The sequence below is a fragment of the Ruegeria sp. BHSB172 genome (assembly GCF_059613165.1).
Window position 1 is genome coordinate 25,483 of record NZ_JBXWRZ010000024.1, and the last position, 19,653, is coordinate 45,135.

Annotated in this window: 19 protein-coding genes; 14 read left to right on the top strand and 5 right to left on the bottom strand. The window is 65.1% G+C overall.

Features of this window, described 5'->3' with window-relative positions:
* Positions 1 to 91 precede the first annotated feature (91 nt).
* Complete coding sequence (locus AC2FM3_RS11925; RefSeq protein WP_496682014.1) at positions 92 to 1,006, top strand: LysR family transcriptional regulator; 915 nt, start codon at positions 92 to 94, stop codon at positions 1,004 to 1,006.
* 4 nt (positions 1,007 to 1,010) lie between these two features.
* Here the strand turns inward: AC2FM3_RS11925 and uraH are convergent, their stop codons facing one another.
* Positions 1,011 to 1,367 (bottom strand): hydroxyisourate hydrolase, encoded by a 357-nt coding sequence (uraH, locus tag AC2FM3_RS11930; RefSeq protein ID WP_496682016.1) that lies wholly within the window; start codon positions 1,365 to 1,367, stop codon positions 1,011 to 1,013.
* A 202-nt stretch (positions 1,368 to 1,569) separates the two neighbouring features.
* On the opposite strand from uraH, the gene puuE reads away from it, so the two are divergent.
* Positions 1,570 to 2,988 (top strand): allantoinase PuuE, encoded by a 1,419-nt coding sequence (puuE, locus tag AC2FM3_RS11935; RefSeq protein WP_496682017.1) that lies wholly within the window; start codon positions 1,570 to 1,572, stop codon positions 2,986 to 2,988.
* Positions 2,985 to 3,473: an ureidoglycolate lyase gene (locus tag AC2FM3_RS11940; protein ID WP_496682019.1), complete on the top strand. Its 489-nt coding sequence runs from the start codon at positions 2,985 to 2,987 to the stop codon at positions 3,471 to 3,473. The genes puuE and AC2FM3_RS11940 overlap by 4 nt, the downstream gene beginning before the upstream one ends.
* 5 nt (positions 3,474 to 3,478) lie before the next feature.
* On the opposite strand, the gene AC2FM3_RS11945 is transcribed toward AC2FM3_RS11940, so the two are convergent.
* The 3 genes from AC2FM3_RS11945 to AC2FM3_RS11955 all read right to left on the bottom strand — a co-directional run bounded on the left by AC2FM3_RS11945 (position 3,479) and on the right by AC2FM3_RS11955 (position 5,776).
* Positions 3,479 to 4,462, bottom strand: coding sequence for a type I glyceraldehyde-3-phosphate dehydrogenase (locus AC2FM3_RS11945; protein WP_496682022.1), 984 nt, complete (start codon positions 4,460 to 4,462; stop codon positions 3,479 to 3,481).
* A gap of 53 nt (positions 4,463 to 4,515) precedes the next feature.
* Entirely contained in the window at positions 4,516 to 4,833 is a 318-nt protein-coding gene (locus AC2FM3_RS11950) for a hypothetical protein (protein ID WP_496682025.1), read from the bottom strand.
* 109 nt (positions 4,834 to 4,942) lie between these two features.
* Positions 4,943 to 5,776, bottom strand: coding sequence for a bifunctional allantoicase/(S)-ureidoglycine aminohydrolase (locus AC2FM3_RS11955; RefSeq protein WP_496682026.1), 834 nt, complete (start codon positions 5,774 to 5,776; stop codon positions 4,943 to 4,945).
* Between the two features lie 183 nt (positions 5,777 to 5,959).
* On the opposite strand from AC2FM3_RS11955, the gene AC2FM3_RS11960 reads away from it, so the two are divergent.
* The 5 genes from AC2FM3_RS11960 to AC2FM3_RS11980 all read left to right on the top strand — a co-directional run bounded on the left by AC2FM3_RS11960 (position 5,960) and on the right by AC2FM3_RS11980 (position 10,159).
* Entirely contained in the window at positions 5,960 to 6,313 is a 354-nt protein-coding gene (locus AC2FM3_RS11960) for a hypothetical protein (protein ID WP_496682028.1), read from the top strand.
* A gap of 160 nt (positions 6,314 to 6,473) precedes the next feature.
* Positions 6,474 to 7,709 (top strand): acyl-CoA dehydrogenase family protein, encoded by a 1,236-nt coding sequence (locus AC2FM3_RS11965; protein WP_496682030.1) that lies wholly within the window; start codon positions 6,474 to 6,476, stop codon positions 7,707 to 7,709.
* Between the two features lies 1 nt (position 7,710).
* Positions 7,711 to 8,526: a thioesterase family protein gene (locus AC2FM3_RS11970; RefSeq protein ID WP_496682032.1), complete on the top strand. Its 816-nt coding sequence runs from the start codon at positions 7,711 to 7,713 to the stop codon at positions 8,524 to 8,526.
* A 68-nt stretch (positions 8,527 to 8,594) separates the two neighbouring features.
* Entirely contained in the window at positions 8,595 to 9,242 is a 648-nt protein-coding gene (locus AC2FM3_RS11975; protein ID WP_496682035.1) for a DUF1007 family protein, read from the top strand.
* Positions 9,227 to 10,159 (top strand): nickel/cobalt transporter, encoded by a 933-nt coding sequence (locus AC2FM3_RS11980; protein ID WP_496682037.1) that lies wholly within the window; start codon positions 9,227 to 9,229, stop codon positions 10,157 to 10,159. The genes AC2FM3_RS11975 and AC2FM3_RS11980 overlap by 16 nt, the downstream gene beginning before the upstream one ends.
* A 2-nt stretch (positions 10,160 to 10,161) precedes the next feature.
* On the opposite strand, the gene truA is transcribed toward AC2FM3_RS11980, so the two are convergent.
* Complete coding sequence (truA, locus tag AC2FM3_RS11985; protein WP_496682040.1) at positions 10,162 to 10,929, bottom strand: tRNA pseudouridine(38-40) synthase TruA; 768 nt, start codon at positions 10,927 to 10,929, stop codon at positions 10,162 to 10,164.
* Between the two features lie 112 nt (positions 10,930 to 11,041).
* Between truA and AC2FM3_RS11990 the strand changes: the two genes are divergently transcribed.
* The 6 genes from AC2FM3_RS11990 to AC2FM3_RS12015 all read left to right on the top strand — a co-directional run.
* Positions 11,042 to 12,454, top strand: a complete 1,413-nt coding sequence (locus AC2FM3_RS11990) for a YcjX family GTP-binding protein (protein WP_496682043.1) — start codon at positions 11,042 to 11,044, stop codon at positions 12,452 to 12,454.
* Positions 12,451 to 12,894 carry a GNAT family N-acetyltransferase gene (locus AC2FM3_RS11995; protein ID WP_496682045.1) on the top strand — a complete coding sequence of 148 codons (444 nt, stop codon included), beginning with the start codon at positions 12,451 to 12,453 and terminating at the stop codon, positions 12,892 to 12,894. The genes AC2FM3_RS11990 and AC2FM3_RS11995 overlap by 4 nt, the downstream gene beginning before the upstream one ends.
* Positions 12,895 to 12,897: 3 nt before the next feature.
* Complete coding sequence (locus AC2FM3_RS12000) at positions 12,898 to 13,887, top strand: YcjF family protein (protein ID WP_496682047.1); 990 nt, start codon at positions 12,898 to 12,900, stop codon at positions 13,885 to 13,887.
* Positions 13,888 to 13,947: 60 nt separating this feature from the next.
* Positions 13,948 to 14,658, top strand: a complete 711-nt coding sequence (locus AC2FM3_RS12005) for a VIT1/CCC1 transporter family protein (RefSeq protein WP_170539128.1) — start codon at positions 13,948 to 13,950, stop codon at positions 14,656 to 14,658.
* A 149-nt stretch (positions 14,659 to 14,807) separates the two neighbouring features.
* Positions 14,808 to 17,492 (top strand): DUF2339 domain-containing protein, encoded by a 2,685-nt coding sequence (locus AC2FM3_RS12010; RefSeq protein ID WP_496682050.1) that lies wholly within the window; start codon positions 14,808 to 14,810, stop codon positions 17,490 to 17,492.
* Between the two features lie 166 nt (positions 17,493 to 17,658).
* Positions 17,659 to 19,653: isoleucine--tRNA ligase (locus tag AC2FM3_RS12015; protein ID WP_496682053.1), on the top strand; the 1,995-nt coding region annotated here is incomplete at its 3' end.

Sequence of the window (19,653 nt, forward strand, 5' to 3'; positions counted from 1 at the left end):
GGCTCTCCGATTGTTTGCCCGCACACTAGGCAAGTGGTGGTTTCTTCGGTATTCCCGCATATTGTCAAACTGTATCAAAAAAAACGATAAGATGTCCTATCTCGACAACATTCGCACCTTTGTCCGGGTCTATGATCTGGGCAGCATGTCGGCGGCGGGCCGCGATCTGCGGATTTCACCGGCGGTGACATCGGCGCGGATTTCCCAGCTCGAGGATCATCTGGGCGTGCGTCTGTTCCAGCGCACCACGCGCAACCTGTCGCCGACCGAGCAGGGCCGGGCTTTCTATCCCGGTGCGGTGGCGGTGCTGGACGCGGTCGATCAGGCCGAGGCGCAGGTTATGCACCTGACCGAGGCCCCGCGCGGCACCTTGTTCGTGGCGGCGCCGCTTGGGGTGGGGCGGCGGTTGATTGCGCCGCAAGTGCCGGAATTTCTGGACAAATACCCCGAGATCGACGTGCGGCTGCGCCTGACCGACCGCTCGGTGGACCTGACGACCGAGGGGCTGGATCTTGCGTTCTTCATCGGCCTGCCCGAGGACAGCACCCTGCGCATCCGCAAGATCGCCGATTGTCAGCGCATTCTGTGCGCGGCCCCGGATTATGTCGCGCGCCGGGGCATGCCGCGATCGGGGGCTGATCTGATCGCGGACCGGCACGAATGCCTGAACCTGCGCTATCCCGGCGCGACCGAGTTTCAATGGCTGTTGCAGACGCCCGACGGCCCCAAACGCTTTGCCGTGTCCGGCCGGTTTGAGTGCGATGATGGCGACGTGCTGACCGATTGGGCACTGGCGGGGCAGGGGATCGCGATGAAGCCGGTCTTCGAAGTGGCCGAGCATCTGAAGGCCGGCCGTCTTGTACCGGTGGCGCAGGACACGCCGCCCGTTCCGGTGCAGATGGCGTGCCTGTACACGCATCGCCGCCATCAGGACCCAAAGGCGCGCCTGTTCATGGATTTCGTGATCGCCCGGATCGGCGCGGTCGTCCGCCGGGCCGAGGCCTAGGCTCTCAGCTGCCGCGATAGGTGGAATAGCCGTAGGGCGACAGCAGCAGCGGCACATGGTAATGCGCCTGCGGATCGGACATGCCGAACCGGATCGGCACCTGATCCAGGAACAGCGGGTCCGCTCCCGCCTGGCCGGTGGCGCGCAGATAGTCGCCGGCAAAAAAGATCAACTCGTAGGTTCCGGTTTGGAACTTGTCCTGTGGCAGGATCGGGCTGTCGGTGCGCCCATCGGCGTTGGTCTGCATCTCGACCAGCTTGCGGTGCGAATTGCCCGACACGCGGTACAACGCGATTTTCAGCCCTTGGGCCGGACAGCCGCGGGCCGTGTCCAGAACGTGGGTCGTCAGGTATCCTGTCACGGGTCTCTCCTGCCTGTTGCGTGGTGCAGTCTTGCCGGTCGTCAGCGGATTTGGCAAACGGATAGACCGCATTCTGAGGCGAAACCCATGCCCGAGGAAACGGCCAAATAACCGAAACAGCGTTCGGATTGATTTGATAATCCCTTGCGGTTTCATGCAATAAAAAGCCAGTGAATGGTCGCAACAAAAGGCGGAACCCAACATGCAGCCCCCCAGATACCCGCGCGACATGATCGGATATGGCGCCACCACGCCCGATGCGAACTGGCCCGGCGGCGCCAAACTGGCAGTGCAGATCGTGCTGAACTATGAAGAGGGCGGCGAAAACTGCGTGCTGCATGGCGACGCGGCGTCCGAGGCGTTTCTGTCCGAAATCGTGGGCGCCGCGCCTTGGCCCGGCCAGCGGCATTGGAACATGGAATCCATCTATGAATACGGCGCCCGCGCCGGGTTCTGGCGGCTGCATCGCCTGATGGCCGACCTGCCGGTGACCGTCTATGGCGTGGCCACCGCGCTGGCGCGCTCGCCCGATCAGGTGGCGGCGATGAAGTCCGCCGGGTGGGAGATCGCCAGCCACGGGCTGAGATGGATCGAACACAAGGACATGCCCGAAGACGAGGAGCGCGCCCAGATCGCCGAGGCGATCCGCCTGCACACCGAGGTGGTCGGAGACCGCCCGCGCGGCTGGTACACGGGGCGGTGTTCGGACAACACCGTGCGGCTTGTCGCCGAGGAAGGCGGGTTTGCCTATGTGGCCGACAGCTATGCCGACGATCTGCCTTATTGGGTGCACACCGGCGGGCGCGACCAGCTGATCGTGCCCTATACGCTGGACTGCAACGACATGCGCTTTGCCACGCCGCAGGGGTTCAACTCGGGCGATCAGTTCTTTGCGTATCTGCGCGACAGTTTCGATGCGCTCTATGCCGAGGGGCAGGCCGGCGCGCCCAAGATGTTGTCGATCGGTCTGCATTGCCGCCTGATCGGCCGACCGGGCCGGGTGATGGCGCTGAAGCGGTTTCTGGACTATGCGCGCGGCTTTTCCGATGTGTGGTTCGCGACCCGGTTACAGATTGCCGAACACTGGGCCGCGCATCATCCGCCGCAGGGCCGCCCGCGCCCCTCGCAGATGGACCGCGACTCCTTCGTGGCGGCCTATGGCGGCATCTTCGAACATTCGGCCTGGATCGCCGAGCGCGCCTGGGCGCTGGAACTGGGGCCGGCGCACGATACGGCGGGCGGGCTGCACAACGCGCTGGCGCGGGTGTTCCGTTCGGCCTCGCCCGAGGAGCGCTTGGGCGTTCTGACCGCGCATCCGGATCTGGCGGGCAAGCTGGCACAGGCCAAACGCCTGACGGCTGAAAGCACCGCCGAACAGGCCTCGGCCGGGTTGGACGCCCTGACCGACGCCGAGCGCGACGCCTTTACCAATCTGAACACGCGTTACACCCGGAAATTCGGCTTTCCCTTCATCATCGCGGTGCGCGACCACGACAAGGCCTCGATCCTGCAGGCGTTTCAGCGACGCATCGAGAATGACCGCGAGACCGAGCTCGCCGAAGCCTGCCGTCAGGTCGAGCGCATCGCCGAGTTTCGCCTGCGCGACCTGCTGCCCTCATGACCCTGGTTATCCATATCGCGCCGCTGACGGCCCAGGCCTTTGCGCCATTCGGCGACGTGCTCGAGGTTTCGGGCGCGCCGGACAAGATCATCAACCAGGGTCAGTGCGGGCGATACCATGACCGAGCGGTGCTGGATTTTGCGGACGGGCGCGCGGGGATCAGCCTGTTCGACGCCAACCCGCGGGCATTGCCCTATCAACTGGACATGGTCGAACGTCACCCTCAGGGCAGCCAGGCCTTCATTCCGATGACCCACCAGCCGTTCCTGGTGATCGTCGCGCCGGACGAAGATGGCGTTCCGGGCAGGCCGCTGGCCTTCGTGACGCAGCCGGGGCAGGCCGTGAACTATCATCGCGGCACATGGCACGGCGTGCTGACGCCGCTGCACGCGCCCGGCCTGTTCGCCGTGGTCGACCGCATCGGCGACGGCACCAACCTTCAGGAGCATTGGTTCGACACCCCTTACGAGGTGCGGTTGCCCTGACCGGGTCAGCCCGCCATCAGCCGGGCCACATCCAGCATCCGGGCCGAGAACCCCCATTCATTGTCGTACCAGCCAAAAACCCGCACTTGGCGGTCGCCGACCATGCGGATCTCGGGGCCAGCGATCACCAGCGACTCGGGCCGCGCCCGCAGGTCGGACGACACCAGGGGCATGTCGGTCCAGCCAAGAACGGCCGACTCGGCAACCGCATGTCGCAACCGTTCTGTGAAGGTGTCGATGTCCATCGGAGTTTCCAGCGTCGCCACCAGGTCCACGGCCGAGACGCTGGCCGTCGACACCCGCACCGCCGCGCCCGAGATGCGCCCGGCTAGATGCGGCAGCACCACGTCGATCAGGTGCGTCGCGCTCGAGGTCGTGGGCACCATCGACAGCGCCCCCGCGCGCGACCGCGCCAGATCGCCCCGCGGTGCGTCCACCATCGGCTGGCTGTTGGTGTAGCAATGGATCGTGGTCATGTGCCCTGATGCGATGCCCCCGATGCCGTCCAGCACCTTGACGAGCGGCGCCAGCGCATTCGTGGTACAGGACGCGTTCGACACGATCCGAGCATCGCCCAAGACGTCTTCGTTGGCGCCCAGAACGATGGTGGTGTCGGCGGCCGGTGACGGCCCCGAGATCAGAACCTTTGACGCCCCGGCCTGCAGCCCCCGTGCGGCCACGTCCGAGCTGCGGGCGATGCCGGTGCAGTCCAGCAGCACATCCACCCCCGACAGATCGACCCGCGCCACATCTTCGCTGTTGGTGACGGGGATTTCTACGCCATCCACCACCAGCGCGGCGTTCCGGGCCGCGACCGTCCCGGCATAGGGGCCGAAGGTACTGTCGTATTGGAACAGATAGGCACAGGTTTCCAGCGGCGCGATGTCGTTGATCAGCACCACCTGAACATCCGACCCGGCGGGCAGCGCCATGACCTGCCGCAGGATCGTGCGGCCGATGCGGCCGAATCCGTTGATCGCAATCTTCATGCGCAAGCTATGGCAGGGCGCCGGGGCGACCTCAATGCCCGTTCGGAGGGATGTCAGCGGCAGCTGACTTGCGAGAAGAACTGACCCGAGATGTTCTGGTACATGCTGGACCGGATCACCTTGCACCCGGTCGCTTGCTGGATGGCCGCGATGGCCTGAAGCGTGCGCAGGCGCGGGGGCGGACCGAACGGGTTAAGGTTGTTGTTGTCGCGGGTGGCGCGGTACACGACCGGTTCGTCGGCCACCTGGGTGACGGCCCAGGTGCGGCTCATCACCGATACGGTTCGGGTTTCTTCGTTTGCAAGGGCCGGGGCAGCGACGCTGAGAGGCGCGATCGTGGCCAGAGTCAAAATGGATCTACGCAGTTTCATTGGGCAATCTCCGGGAATGAACACATGAAATCTGCCCCGATCAGAGCAAATTTCGGCCCCCGAGGGAAGTCTCGGCCCGGGAAAGCCGGTTTCGGGCGGGAATTTCTCGCTATCGCCCGGCCACGGACAGGGGCATGTGGCGGTTGACGTCCTTGTACAGCAGGTACCTGAACCGCCCCGGCCCGCCGGCATAGCAGGCCTGCGGGCAGAACGCGCGCAGCCACATGTAGTCGCCGGCCTCGACCTCGACCCAATCCTGGTTCAGCCGATAGACCGCCTTGCCTTCCAGCACATACAGCCCGTGTTCCATCACATGGGTCTCGGCAAAGGGAATGACGGTGCCGGGTTCGAAGGTGACGATGTTGACATGCATGTCATGACGCAGGTCGGCCGGGTCGGCAAAGCGGGTGGTGGCCCAGCGACCCTCGGTGCCGGGCATCGGGGTGGGGGCCACGTCGCGCTCGTTGGTGATGATCGGGTCGGGGGCGGGCAGGCCGGGCACCGCCTGATAGGCTTTGCGCACCCAGTGGAACCGCGCCACCGCGTCGGACCGGTTGTGCAGCGCCCAGTCGGATCCGGGCGGCACATAGGCGTATCCGCCGGGGTCCAGCACGTGCTTCTGCCCGGCGAGGGTCAGGACCACGGTCCCTTCGACCACGAAGAGGACGCCTTGCGCCGCCGGGTCGGTCTCTGGTCGGTCGCTGCCACCGCCGGGCTGAACCTCCATGATGTATTGCGAAAAGGTCTCGGCGAAGCCGCTGAGCGGACGGGACAGGACCCACAGCCGGGTCTTCTCCCAGAACGGCAGAAAGCTGGTGACGATGTCGCGCATCGTACCGCGCGGGATCACGGCATAGGCCTCGGTGAACATGGCGCGATCGGTCAGCAACTGATCCTGACCGGGGTGGCCGCCATAGGGCGCGTAATAGGTGGGATGAGCCATCGTAAAACCTCGGGTAGGTGTCTCGGCCACTATGTGCCGATCGTGCGGGGGCCGATAGCGTCACGGATGCAATAGGTTTGTTCGGGATTATTTGAAGGTGCACCCCGCCCGGGGCTTGGCCGCACCGCACCCGCGGTATAGGCTTGGCCCCGGACCCATTTCGACGAAAGCGAGTTTCAAGGCATGCCCCGGTTTTTCTTCCTCTTCTGCACATCGGTTCTGGTCGGGTTGATCGGCACGGCGCAGGCCAAACCTCTGTCGCGGATCATTGCCGAAATGGGCCTGAGCCCGGCTGATTTTCAGATTCTGGACGCGGCCTCGACGGCACTGCTGTCGGGCGGGACGCCTAGCGTCGGGCAGGAACGCAGCTGGGAAAATGAACAGACCGGCTCGAAAGGGACGATCCGGGTACGCGATGTGCGGGGAAACTGTGTACATCTGCAGCATTTCATCCAAGCCGAAGGCGGTGATCAAACCCGCGAAATCCGGACGCGGCGTTGCAGGGACGCTGGCGGAAACTGGATCATGACACCCTGATTGCCTGGGAAACGCTCGATCCGGGCCAAACGTCCCGAAGTCCTTTGAAAAAATGATTGCGCGTGACGTCCCGTCACCCGGCTGGACAGGGTCAGTGCCCCTGCGCCATCCTCGCGTCAGAAATTCGGCCCTGCGCCGGGCCATTTGGGAGGGACCATCCATGAACATGTCATTCGTCTTGCGCGAAGAGAACCGGGCGCTGCTGGAGCGGGTCCGCGACATGATCCGCAACGAGATCATGCCGTTGGAAGAGGAATACCAGGCCGAGATCAACAAGGGCGACCGCTGGCAGTACACCGACCGCCAGGCCGAGATCCTGGAGGGGTTGAAGGCCAAGGCAAAGGCGGCGGGTCTGTGGAATTTCTGGCTGACCGACAGCGACAAGGGATTTGGCCTGACTACGGTCGAGTACGCCTATTTCGCCGAAGAGATGGGTAAGACCCCGCTGGGCGCCGAGGTGTTTAACTGTTCCGCCCCCGACACCGGCAACATGGAGGTGTTCGAGCGCTATGGCACCGAGAAGATGAAAGAGCAGTGGCTCAAGCCGCTGCTCGCGGGCGAGATCCGCTCGGCCTATCTGATGACCGAACCGGATGTAGCCTCGTCGGATGCCACGAATATCTCGATGTCCTGCGTGCGGGACGGGGATGACTATGTTCTGAATGGCGAGAAATGGTGGTCGTCCGGCGCGGGCGATCCGCGCTGCAAGGTCTACATCGTGATGGTCAAGACCGGCGGCGACGACCTGCCCAAGCACCAGCGCCAGTCCATGATCGTGGTGCCCGCCGACACGCCGGGGATCGAGATCCTGCGCCCGATGGAAGTGTACGGCCATGACGACGCGCCGCACGGGCACATGCATATCCGGTTCACCGATGTCAGAGTGCCGGCCGAGAACATCCTGCTGGGCGAGGGCCGCGGGTTCGAAATCGCACAGGGGCGCCTCGGGCCCGGTCGCATCCATCACTGCATGCGCGCGATCGGCCAGGCCGAGATGGCGCTGGAGCAGATGTGCAAACGCGCCCTGCAGCGCGAAGCCTTCGGCAAGAAGCTGGCGCAGTTGGGTGCCAATTTCGACATCATCGCCGAGTGCCGGATGGAGATCGAGATGGCCCGCCTGCTGTGTCTGAAGGCCGCGTGGTACATGGATCAGGGCGATGCGCGCGCGGCTGCCCCGTGGATCAGCCAGATCAAGGTCGTCGCGCCGCGTGTTGCGCTGAAGGTGATCGACGAGGCGGTGCAGATGTTTGGCGGGCAAGGCGTCAGCCAGGATACGCCGCTGGCCACTGCCTGGACACATGTGCGCACGCTGCGGCTAGCCGATGGCCCGGATGCGGTGCATCGCCGTCAGGTGGCGCGGGCCGAACTGAAAAAGCATACCCAGGAAAAGATCTGACATGCAGGACGCGGCGATGCAGCCAGTGGTGGGTGAGACCGCATATTTTCGGGTCGCGCCCGACGGGGCCATTGTCGGCAATGACCCGGCGCGCGGGCCGTGGTCGGCCGATCACTGTCATGCCGGCCCGGTTGCGGGCCTGATCGTGCGCGCGGCCGAGATCGAGGTCGGTCCCGACAAGATGCTGACCCGCCTGACGGTCGATCTGCTGCGCCCGCTGCCTTTGTCCGGTCTGCGCGTTGCCGCCGAGACCGTCCGCCACACCAAGACGCTGGCCACCACGCGCGTCACCGTGCATGACTTGGACGACACGCTGTGCGCCACCGCCACCACGATGCATCTGGCGCGCCGGGATTTGGGGCCGGTGCCGAATGTGGCGATCCAAGGCCCCGACCTGTCGCAGATCGAAGACGGCCCGTTTCCCATCGGCGAAATGCGGCATGACCTGCCCGGCTTTGCCCATCATTCCGAGGTGGCTTATCCCAAGGGCGGCAACCAAGGGGCGGGGCCAAAAACCATCTGGATGCGCACCCCGCCTCTGTTGCAGGGCGAAACCCCCTCGCCGATCCAGTCGCTGTGCCCGCTGGCCGATTGCGGCAATGGCATTTCTTGGAATGCGCCGACCTCGGAAATGGGGTTCATGAACACCGACCTGACGGTGCAGATCCACCGCGAGCCGGTGTCTGACTGGCTCGCCTCGGATTCCGTGTCACTCTGGCAGCCCAGCGGCATCGGGATGTCGCAGTCGGTTCTGTACGATACTCAAGGCCCGATTGGCACGGCGCTGCAGACGCTGGTCCTGTTTCCGCCGAAATGAGCGGCAAAATCCGTGCTCACCGCCGAACTGTGTTGCCAGCGTCGGTCGGGCACCCTATCTTCGCATTCATGCGCTGGATACCCGCCGTGATCGCCTGTTGCCTGCCGTTTTCTGCAGTGGCGCACCCGCATGTCTTCATCGACACCGGGTTGGAATTCATCGTGGATGAGTCGGGCAACCTGACCCATGTCCGCGTCACTTGGGCTTATGACGAATTCTACTCGCTGCTGGTGCTCGAGGATATGAGGTTGGATCAGGACGGCGACGGCGTTTTATCCGAGGCGGAAGAACAGCGCCTTGCTGGCTTCGACGCGCAATGGGTCGAAGGATACAACGGCGATCTGGTCATCCTGGCAGCCGATAAGCCGGTTGCCTTGTCTGGTCCGCTAGAGCCGCGCGCGACGACTGAGGATGGTCGAATCGTGACCACCCATCTGCGCAAGGTCGAGGGCGAGCCAGTACCCGCGCAGGCTCTGTCGGCCAAACCCTATGACGAGACATTCTATACCGCCTACGAGGTGACGCGCCCGGTCACCGTTTCCGGGCCTGAAACCTGCCGGATCGACAGGTTTGAGCCGGATATCGACGGCGAACTGGCCCAGATGCAGGCCTTTCTGCTGACCCTGGACGCCGACTATGACCTCGAGGAGAACGACATCCCTCTGGTCGGTGAACGCTTTGCCACCGAGATCCGCGTTTCATGTCCCGCTACCTGATCCTGCCGGTCAGCCTGGCGATTGCGCTGCTGCTGTGGTTCTGGGGCAGCGGAGGTTTTGACAGCCTCGCGTCTTGGGCCGCGGGCGAGCAGCGGGAATTTCAGAACCAGATCGCCCGTGCCCTGCGGGCCGCGCGGGCCGAACAGCCCGAGGCCGTGGCCACGCTGCTGGCCTTGTGTTTTGCCTATGGGTTCTTCCATGCGGTGGGGCCGGGTCATGGCAAGGTGCTGATCGGAGGGTACGGGCTGGGCCGCAATGTCGCCTTTCTGCGCCTGTCGGCGATCAGCGTTCTGTCCTCGCTGGGGCAGGCCGTGACGGCGATCGTTCTGGTTTATGCAGGCGTTCTGGTGTTCCAGATGTCGCGGGAAAGCCTGGTCGGCACCACCGAGCAGATCATGGCCCCGGTCAGCTATGGCGCAATCGCGGCCATCGGGCTGTGGCTTGTTCTGCGGTCGCTGCGCAGTTTCGCCCGGCGCGGCCGTGCGGACAGTGCTCCGCACGACCATCACCATCATCATGATCACGGGCATCACCACCACGACGGCGAGGTCTGTTCCGATTGCGGGCATCGTCACGGCCCGACCGCCGAAGAGGTGGCCCAGGTCGGCAGCCTGCGCGAGGCGCTGATTCTGATCGCAGGCATCGCCGCGCGACCCTGTACCGGAGCTTTGTTCGTGCTGATCCTGACCTGGCAGATGGGCATCGCGATGGTCGGTATCGCCGGGGCCTTTGCCATGGCGCTGGGCACCGCGACCGTTACCACCCTGGTTGGTTGGACGTCGTTCGGGTTGCGGGGCGGGTTGCTGGCCTCGGCCTCGGCCACGCGGTTTGCGGCCGTGTTGGCGCCCACGATCGAACTGGTGGCCGGGCTGCTGATCGCGGTGATCGCGGGCGGATTGCTGCTGCGCGCGCTCTGACGTCAGTCGAAAATAGGATCGGGGTAGCCCACCCGCGCCAAGTACAAACCTTGCGGCGGGCAGACCGGCCCGCAGGCCGCGCGGTCGGCGGCCTCGAGCGCATCGCGCACGTCCTGCGGGGTCCAGGCGCCCGCGCCGACCCGTTCAAGCGTGCCGACGAAACTGCGTACCTGGTTGTGCAGGAAGGACCGGGCACGGACATGGAAATGCACTTCGGGGCCGGAAAAGCCCTGAACCTGTTCGACGCGCAGCTCGTCCAGCGTCTTGACCGGGCTGGCCGCCTGGCAGATCGAGGACCGGAAGGTGGTGAAGTCGTGCCGCCCGATCAGCATGTCGGCCCCGGCCTGCATCGCGGCGACATCCAGCGGATGCCCGATCTGCCAGACCTGGCCCTTGTCATGGGTCGCGGGTGCACGGCGGATCAGGATGCGGAACAGGTATTGCCGCTCGATGGCCGAAAACCGCGCATGCCAGTCATCCGCCACCCGCGCGGCCTTGAGAATCGCCACCGGCAAGGGCTTGAGGTGATAGTTCAGCGCCTCGGACAGGCGGAACGGGTCCCAATCCTTTTCCAGGTCGCAATGGGCCACTTGCCCCAGCGCGTGAACGCCCGCATCCGTGCGCCCGGCGGCCGCGATCGTGTGCGCACCGGGCTGCAGTTTCGACAAAGCCGCCTCGATGGCGCCCTGGACCGAGGGCAGCTCTTTCTGCCGCTGCCATCCGGCAAACGGCGCACCTTGGTATTCGACTTTCAACGCGTATCTGGGCATGGGCTGGTGGTACCTTGCCGGACGCGCCCGGGCAAGGGCAGGCGGCAAAAGCGCTGGCAACCGGGGCAGCGGCTACCTATCTTGGGACAAACAAGAAATGCGGGGCGGCGGTTTGGTCATCTCATCACTGGCAGACAGTCTTGTGCGCGGCGTCGAATCCGTCGGTGACCGCGTGTCCGAGACGTTTTTCGAACCGGTCGTGCGGCTGGGCGTCACCGGGCTGGCGCGGTCGGGCAAGACGGTGTTTATCACGTCGCTGGTGGCCAACCTGCTGGACAGGGGGCGGATGCCCGGCCTGGTCGCTCAGCAGGAGGGGCGCATCAACGCCGCCTACCTGCAGCCGCAGCCCGACGACACCGTGCCCCGGTTCGACTATGAATCGCACCTGTCGGCTCTGACCGGGCCGCAGCCCCACTGGCCCGACAGCACCCGCGCCGTGTCCGAGCTGCGTCTGTCGTTCAAGGCCCGCCCCGCCGGGCTGCTGGCCGGCCTGCAGGGGCCGCGCACCGTGCATCTGGACATCGTCGACTATCCCGGCGAGTGGCTGCTGGATCTGGCCCTGCTCGAAAAATCCTATGACGACTGGTCGCGCGAAACGTTGGAGCGGATCGCGCAGCGTCCGGCCGCCGCCGATTTCCTGGCCCAGATCAAATCTGTTGACCCGGCCGACCCCCATGATGAACCCACCGCGCAGGCCCTGGCGCGGGGCTTTGCCGACTATCTGACTGCCGCGCGGGATGCGGGTTTCTATGACTGTACGCCGGGCCGGTTCCTGCTGCCGGGTGATCTGGCCGGGTCGCCGGTGCTGACCTTTGCGCCTTTGCCGGTCGATGGCGCCTCGCGCCGCCGCAGCTTGCATCGCGAGATGGAGCGCCGGTTCGAGGCCTACAAATCGCAGGTCGTGAAGCCCTTTTTCCGGGATCATTTCGCCCGGATCGACCGGCAGGTGGTGTTGGTGGATGCGCTGGGCGCGATCCACAAGGGGCCGCAGGCGGTCGAGGACATGCGCCGCGCCATGGGTGATATCCTGTCTGCCTTCCGGCCCGGCCGCAATGCGTGGCTCAGCCAGATGCTGCTGGGCAAGCGGGTCGAACGCATCCTGTTCGCTGCCACCAAGGCCGATCACCTGCACCACCTGCAGCACCCGCGCCTGACCGCGATCATGGAGGCTCTGACGCGCGAGGCGCGCGACCGCGCCAGGTTCGCCGGGGCCGAGACCGCTGCCATGTCCATCGCCGCGCTGCGCGTGACGACCGAAGAAATCCGCACCCACAACGGCGTCGAACTGCCCTGCGTGCGCGGTACGTTGGACACCGGCAAGCAGGCGGCCTTCTATCCCGGAGAGCTGCCCGAAGACCCCGCCCATCTGCTGGGCCCCGCGCGCAAGGGGGCCGACACTTGGTTGGGCGAGGATTACGGGTTCATGACCTTTGCCCCGGCGCATCTGTCGCTGCGCCCCGGCGACGGCCCGCCGCATATCCGGCTGGACCGCGCTGCGCAGTTCCTGATCGGAGACCGGCTGTGACCGTTACCCTCAGGCCCGCGCGCAGCCTCGATGCCGGGGCGATCGGAGAGATCCTGCACGGCTTTGCACACGAAAACGACTGGATGCCCGAGCTGCATTCCGGGGCCGAAGCCATCGCCTTTTGCGGGCGGATGATCGACAATGGATGGGTCACGGTTGCCGAACAGGGCGGCAAGGTCGCAGGCTTTCTAGCCGTGGACGGGACCGAGGTTCATTGCCTGTACCTGAGCCCCGCCGCGCGAAACCAGGGGATCGGCGCACAACTGCTAGACAGCGCCAAGGCAGGTCGCAGCGAACTGGTGCTGTTTGCTTTTCAGGCCAATACGGGCGCGCGCCGGTTCTACGAACGGCACGGCTTTGTCGAAGTGGCCCGCAGCGACGGGGCCGACAATGATGAACAGCTGCCGGACATTCGGTTCGTCTGGCGACGGAAGGAGTAATGCATGGCCAAGGGTCCGGTTCTGATCGAGCTTGACGAGGATGCCCCGGCCGCCGACGTGACAAAGGCCGCGCCGGTGCCGGACATCGCGCCGCCCCAAGGGCAGGCGATGCAGGCCGCGGCCCGGCTGGCCGCGCGCAAGCCGTCGGTTCTTGGGCGGTGGTTCTGGGGGCTGGCGGTTGCGGTCGTGGGGGCGGCGGTCTCTGTCGCTGCCTGGAATTTTGCTACCTCGTTGATCGCCAGCGTGCCGGTGCTGGGCTGGATCGTGACCGGCCTGATCTGCGCGCTGGTGCTAGTGGCTCTGCTGATCGCCCTGCGCGAACTGGCCGCGCTGGGCCGGCTGTCGCGGGTGGACGGGATGCGCCGCGCCGCCGATGCCGCGCTGGCCGATGCTGATCTGGCGCAGGCCCGGGCCGTGACCCAGCGCCTGATCACGTTCTATCGCGGGCGCGAGGATACGCGCTGGGGCCGCGACCGCCTGGCCGAACGGATCGAGGATCAGTTCGACGCCTCGAGCCTGCTGGGACTGGTCGAGGATGAATTGCTGGCCCCGCTGGACGCCGCCGCCAGCCGCGAAGTCGAGGCCGCCGCGCGCCAGGTCGCGACCGTGACGGCGCTGGTTCCGCTGGCGCTGGCCGATGTTGCGACGGCGCTTCTTGCCTCGCTGCGGATGATCCGCCGGATTGCCGAGATATATGGCGGGCGGGCCGGGTTTCTGGGGGGCTGGCGGTTGACCCGTGCGGTGTTTGTTCACCTGGTGGCCACCGGTGCGGTTGCCGTGGGAGACGATCTGCTTGAACCGGTTCTGGGCGGGTCAGTCCTCAGCAAGCTGTCGCGCCGCTTTGGCGAAGGGCTGGTCAACGGCGCCCTCAGCGCCCGCGTCGGCGTGGCCGCGATGGAGGTCTGCCGTCCGCTGCCCTTCTCGGGCCGGCACAGGCCGTCGACCCGCGGCATGGTCTCGCGCGCGCTGGGCGGGCTGTTTTCCAAGGGTTGATCTGCCGCAAAGCCAACGGGCCGCTACTCAGGGCAAAATCTTCCGGAAGGGAGACCAGCCATGGCGGATCACGGCCACAGCCAACAGGAAATCGCAGACCGGATCGACGCCCCACCCGGGCGCGGGTTCCTGCGCGACGTGGTCTATGGCGGGATCGACGGATCGGTGACCACGCTGGCCATCGTGGCGGGCGTAGCCGGGGCCGGGCTGTCGCCCTTCGTCATCGTGGCCTTGGGCTTGGCCAACGTGCTGGCCGACGGATTCTCGATGGCTGCTGGGAATTACTCGGGGACCAAGGCCGAGCTGGACAATATCCGACGGATCCGCGCCATCGAAGAGCGCCACATCCGCCTCTACCCCGACGGCGAGCGCGGCGAGGTGCTGGAAATTCTGTCCCGCAAGGGCCTGTCGGGCCGGGTGCTCGAACAGGCAACCGATGCGATCACTGCCGATCGTGACACGTGGATCAACCTGATGATCGAGGGCGAGTACGGGTTGGGCAGCGTCGATCCGCATCCGCTCAAGGCCGCCGCAGCCACGTTCGCGGCCTTTGTCGTGGCCGGTATGGTTCCGCTCGTGCCGTTCTTGTTGGGTGTCGAGGGCGCGTTTTCAGCCTCGGTCCTGATGACGCTGGGCGTGTTCTTTGCCATCGGCGCGATGAAAAGCCGGTGGTCGCTGGCACCCTGGTGGCGCTCGGGGCTTGAGACGCTGGCGATTGGTGGAGCAGCGGCGGCAATTGCCTATCTCGTCGGGTCTCTGTTCCATCCTTAGATTACTGGCGTCAGACCACAACAGGCTGAAACCATTTGGGATTTCCCGACTGTCTTACCGCGCCTGCACAGGATAGCCTATAATGCAGATTTGCCCGGAGGTGCGGTTTGGAATCTCTGCTTGTTCTTGTTGGCTTGGTCGTTTTGGCGATGCCGGTATCTATTGTCGTCTTGCTGGTCGGCCATGCCCGACTGCGGCGGCGGGTCGAGCAGTTGGAGATCAGGTTGGGTGTCGAGCCGCAGCCCGACATGGCGCGGCCCGCGCAGACGCCGCCCGCGCCAGCAGAAGCGTTGAAGCCAAAACCCCGACCGGCCCCTTGGGGCCCGCCGAAACAGGAAAGCCCACCCACGCCGGATCAACAGCCCGAGCCTGAAAAATCGGCAACTGTTGCCGAGACCGCATCCCCTCCGGCCGCAGTCGTGTTCCGCGCCGAGCGCTTCGACGATCTAGGCGCGTGGCTCCGCGAGAACTGGTTCTATGCCGTATCCGCCCTGTCGCTGGCGCTGGCGGGGATATTTCTGGTGCAATACGGGGTCGAGAACGGGTTGCTGCCGCCCACCGCGCGCGTGGTGGCGGCCTTGGGCTTCGGCGCGCTGCTGATCGTGGCGGGTGAAGTCGTGCGGCGCCGATACGGCGATGACGAGTCGTCGGCCACCGCCTACCTGCCTTCGGTATTTGCAGGCGCGGGGCTGGTCACGCTGTTCGGCGGTGTGCTGGCGGCGCGCCAGCTCTATGACCTGATCGGCCCCGAGGCGGCTTTGGCGGGCATGATCGCCATCGCCCTTGTCGGGCTGGTTCTGGGCTGGTTCCACGGCCCACTGCTGGCGGCGATCGGGTTGATCGGCGCCTTTGCCGCGCCATTCGTCGTAGGTGGAGAGTCGGCCGACCCTTCCTGGCTGTATGGATATTTCTTCGTGATCACCGGGCTTGGGCTTGGGATCGACACGGTGCAGCGTTGGGCCTGGGTGTCGGTGCTGTCGCTGATAGGAGCCTATTTGGCGGGCCTTTTGCTTGTGGCTGGTTCGCCGATCACAGAACCGGCTTTCCTCATCTACGTGGCCGCCGTTGCCGTGATCGCCATTGCCATTCCCGTGCGCCGGATCTGGCCCGATCATGACGGCGCGATGTTCAGCGAAATATTTGTCAGAAAAGCCAGTGGTCCGTGGCCCGAATTTCCGACGCGTCTGGCCTTTGGGGCGGTGCTGGCAAGCTCGGCCATTCTGGTGTTGCAATGGGCGGATACGAGCGGTGAGTTCTGGCTGGGTGTGATCCTGCTGGCAGTCCTGACGTTCGCCCTGCTGATCTGGGCCAAGGACGCACCGGCCCTGCAGGACATGACCGCGCTGCCTGCCCTGGGGCTGGGTGGTTTCGTGTTCACGCACGGGTTTGATGGCGGCGCGGTGGCGCGTGGGTTCTGGCAGACCTACTCCGAAACGCCCGAAGTCGATTTTCCGTTGGCCGCGACGTGGCTGGTTGCGCTGGGCGCGGTGATCTCTGTTCTGGCGGCATGGCGGTCGTTCCGGGGTGGGCGGTACCCGCTGGTCTGGGCCGGTGCCGCCGCGCTGTACGCCCCGGCGCTGGCCATCGCGCTTGAGCTTGGCTGGCGCCCGGCCAGCGTTATCGGAGCCTACCCCTGGGCCCTGCATGCGGTCGCGCTTGCGGCGCTGATGGTGGTGCTGGCCGAGCGCTTTGCGCGTGTGGATGTTAAGGCCCGGATGCGTCCGGCTTTGGCCACGCTGTCGGCCCTGTCCTGCCTGACCTTCGGCTGCGTGATCGTGCTCAGCTCGGCGGCGCTGACCATCGCATTCGTGGTCACGATCATCGCGGCGGCGGCGCTGGACCGGCGGTTTGCCCTGCCGCCGATGAGCTGGTTCATCTGGGCCGGAGTCGTCACCGTCACGTTCCGGCTGATCCTGAACCCGGGTCTGGGCTGGGCGCTCGATGCGCCGGTTCCGGAAATGGCTCTGGTCTATGGAACTGCGGTTGCAGGCTATGTCGCCGCATGGTGGATGCTGCGCCCGCTGGACCGACCTGTCGCCAAGGTCATGTTAGACAGCGCGGCTTGGGCGACGGGCGGCGTTCTGGTGTCGCTGCTGCTGCTGCGCTGGTTGGAAGGGCTGGGCGAGGGCGGTGCCGACGACAGCCATTGGGGGCTGGGCCTGCTGTCGGCCATTTGGCTGCTGTTGGCATTCGCGCAGGTGCAGCGGTTTGCGCTGGGCGGGCGATTGAACTGGGTGCGGGTCGCATTGGGCGTGTTTTTCGCCGCGCATGGCCTGTTGTGGCTGGCGCTGGCTGCGACAGTGGCCAACCCTGTTTTGCGTTTTGGCGCAGATCCTGTTCTGGGACCTCCGATCGTGAACACGCTTGCCATTGCCTATTTGCTGCCGGCCCTTGTCATCGGTCTGTTCGCGTGGCGAATCCCCACGATGCCGGCCCAGTTGCGGCTGGTCTGCCAGGGGGTGTCCATCGCGCTGGGTGCCTTGTGGCTGGGCCTGACCATCCGGCATTTCTGGCAGGGTGCGGCAGGAATGTATGAAGGCAACGGCGTGTCCCAGCCCGAGCTTTATACCTACACGCTCGCGCTGCTGGTGATCGGCGCGGCGCTGTTCTATCAGTCGTTGGCCCGCGGTTCGAACCTGATGCGCAAGGCCGGGCTGGCGGTGATCGGGCTGGCGGTGGCCAAGGTGTTCCTGATCGACATCTCAGGCTTGGGCGGCCTGATCCGGGTGTTTTCGTTGCTGGCTTTGGGGCTGGCGCTGGCGGGTTTGGCTTGGCTGAACCGCTGGGCCAAGCTGCGCCATTCGCCGCAGGGGCCGGAAGCTCTGGACCAATAGGCACAACCGGCCTATAAGCCCGGCCATGCAAGACGTTTTGGCCATTATCATTCGAATTATTTCCCCGGCGCTCTGAGTTTCCGAGACGCCGGGCAAAGGTGCTTGAGTTCATCGCACCGACCGCTTCGATCCAAACACGCCAAGATCATCCAAGGGACGCCTCTCCATGTGCGCCGACACGACCCAGACACCCGACTATAAAGACACGCTGAACCTGCCCCGAACCGAATTCCCCATGCGCGCCGGCCTGCCCAAGCGCGAGCCCGCATGGCTGGACCGATGGGAGAAGATCGGCGTCTATGACCGACTGCGCGAAAAGCCGGGGCGCAAGCCGTTCATCCTGCATGACGGCCCGCCATATGCCAACGGGCACCTGCATATCGGCCACGCGCTCAACAAGACGATCAAGGACATGATCGTGCGGTCGCATCAGATGATGGGCTTTGACGCGCGCTATGTGCCCGGCTGGGACTGCCACGGCCTGCCGATCGAATGGAAGATCGAGGAACAGTACCGCAAGAAGGGCAAGAACAAGGACGAGGTTCCGGTCATCGACTTCCGCCAGGAATGCCGCAAGTTCGCCGAAGGCTGGATCGATATACAGCGCGAAGAGTTCAAGCGCCTGGGCATCACCGGCAACTGGGCCGATCCCTACGTCACCATGGACTATCACGCCGAGGCGGTGATCGCGGACGAGTTCATGAAGTTCCTGATGAACGGTACGCTGTATCAAGGCTCGAAACCGGTGATGTGGTCGCCGATCGAGAAGACCGCTCTGGCCGAGGCCGAGGTCGAGTATCACGACAAGGAAAGCTTCACCATCTGGGTGAAGTTCAAGGTGGTGAACACCGGCGACACCACGCTGGACAACGCCTATGTTGTGATCTGGACCACGACGCCCTGGACCATGCCGTCGAACAAGGCCGTGGTCTATGGCAAGGATATCTCGTACGGGCTGTACGAAGTGACCGGCCGCCCCGAGGAATGCTGGGCTCGGATCGGTGACCGGTACCTGCTGGCCGACAACTTGGCCGCCGACGTGTTCGCGCGCGCGCGACTGGACGACACCATGTACCGACGCCTGTGTGACGTCACGCAGGACGATCTGGCCAAGATTCAGCTGCAGCACCCGCTGGCAGGGGCCGAAGGGTCTAACGGCGAATGGGACGACATCCGCGATTTCCGCGCGGCCGATTTCGTGACCGATACAGAAGGCACCGGCTTCGTCCATTGCGCGCCCTCGCACGGGATGGAGGAATTCGAGCTGTACCGCGATCTGGGCATGCTCGAGCAGGTCATCACCTACAACGTGATGGACGATGGCAGCTTCCGCGCTGACATGCCGTTTTTCGGCGGCAAGTACATCCTGTCGCGCAAGGGCGGCGAGGGCGACGCGAACAAGGCCGTGATCGACAAGCTGGCCGAGGTCGGCGGGCTGCTGGCGCGTGGCAAGATCAAGCACAGCTATCCGCATTCGTGGCGGTCCAAGGCGCCGATCATCTATCGCAACACACCGCAATGGTTCGTGTCCGTCGACCGCAAGCTGGACGACGGCATGAACCAGATGGGCGACACCATCCGCGAACGCGCCCTGCGCTCGATCGACGAACTGGTGAAATGGACGCCGCCGTCGGGCCGCAACCGCCTGTATTCGATGATCGAGGCACGCCCCGACTGGGTTCTCTCGCGCCAGCGTGCCTGGGGCGTGCCGCTCACGTGTTTCACCAAGAAAGGCGCTCTGCCCACCGACCCGGATTATCTGCTGCGCAACGCGGAAGTGAATGCCCGCATCAAGGCCGCGTTCGAAGAACACGGTGCCGATGTCTGGTACACCGACGGGTTCAAACAGCAGGTGCTGGACGGCATCGTCAACCCTGACGATTATGACCAAGTGTTCGACGTTCTGGACGTGTGGTTCGACTCGGGCTCGACCCACGCATTCGTTCTGCGCGATCGCGAGGATGGTGCGCCCGAGGGCATCGCCGATGTCTACATGGAGGGCACCGACCAGCACCGCGGATGGTTCCACTCTTCGATGTTGCAGGCCTGTGGCACGATCGGTCGCGCGCCCTACCGCAACGTGGTCACGCACGGGTTCACGCTGGACGAGAAGGGCAACAAGATGTCCAAATCGCTCGGCAATACCATCGTGCCGGAGGAG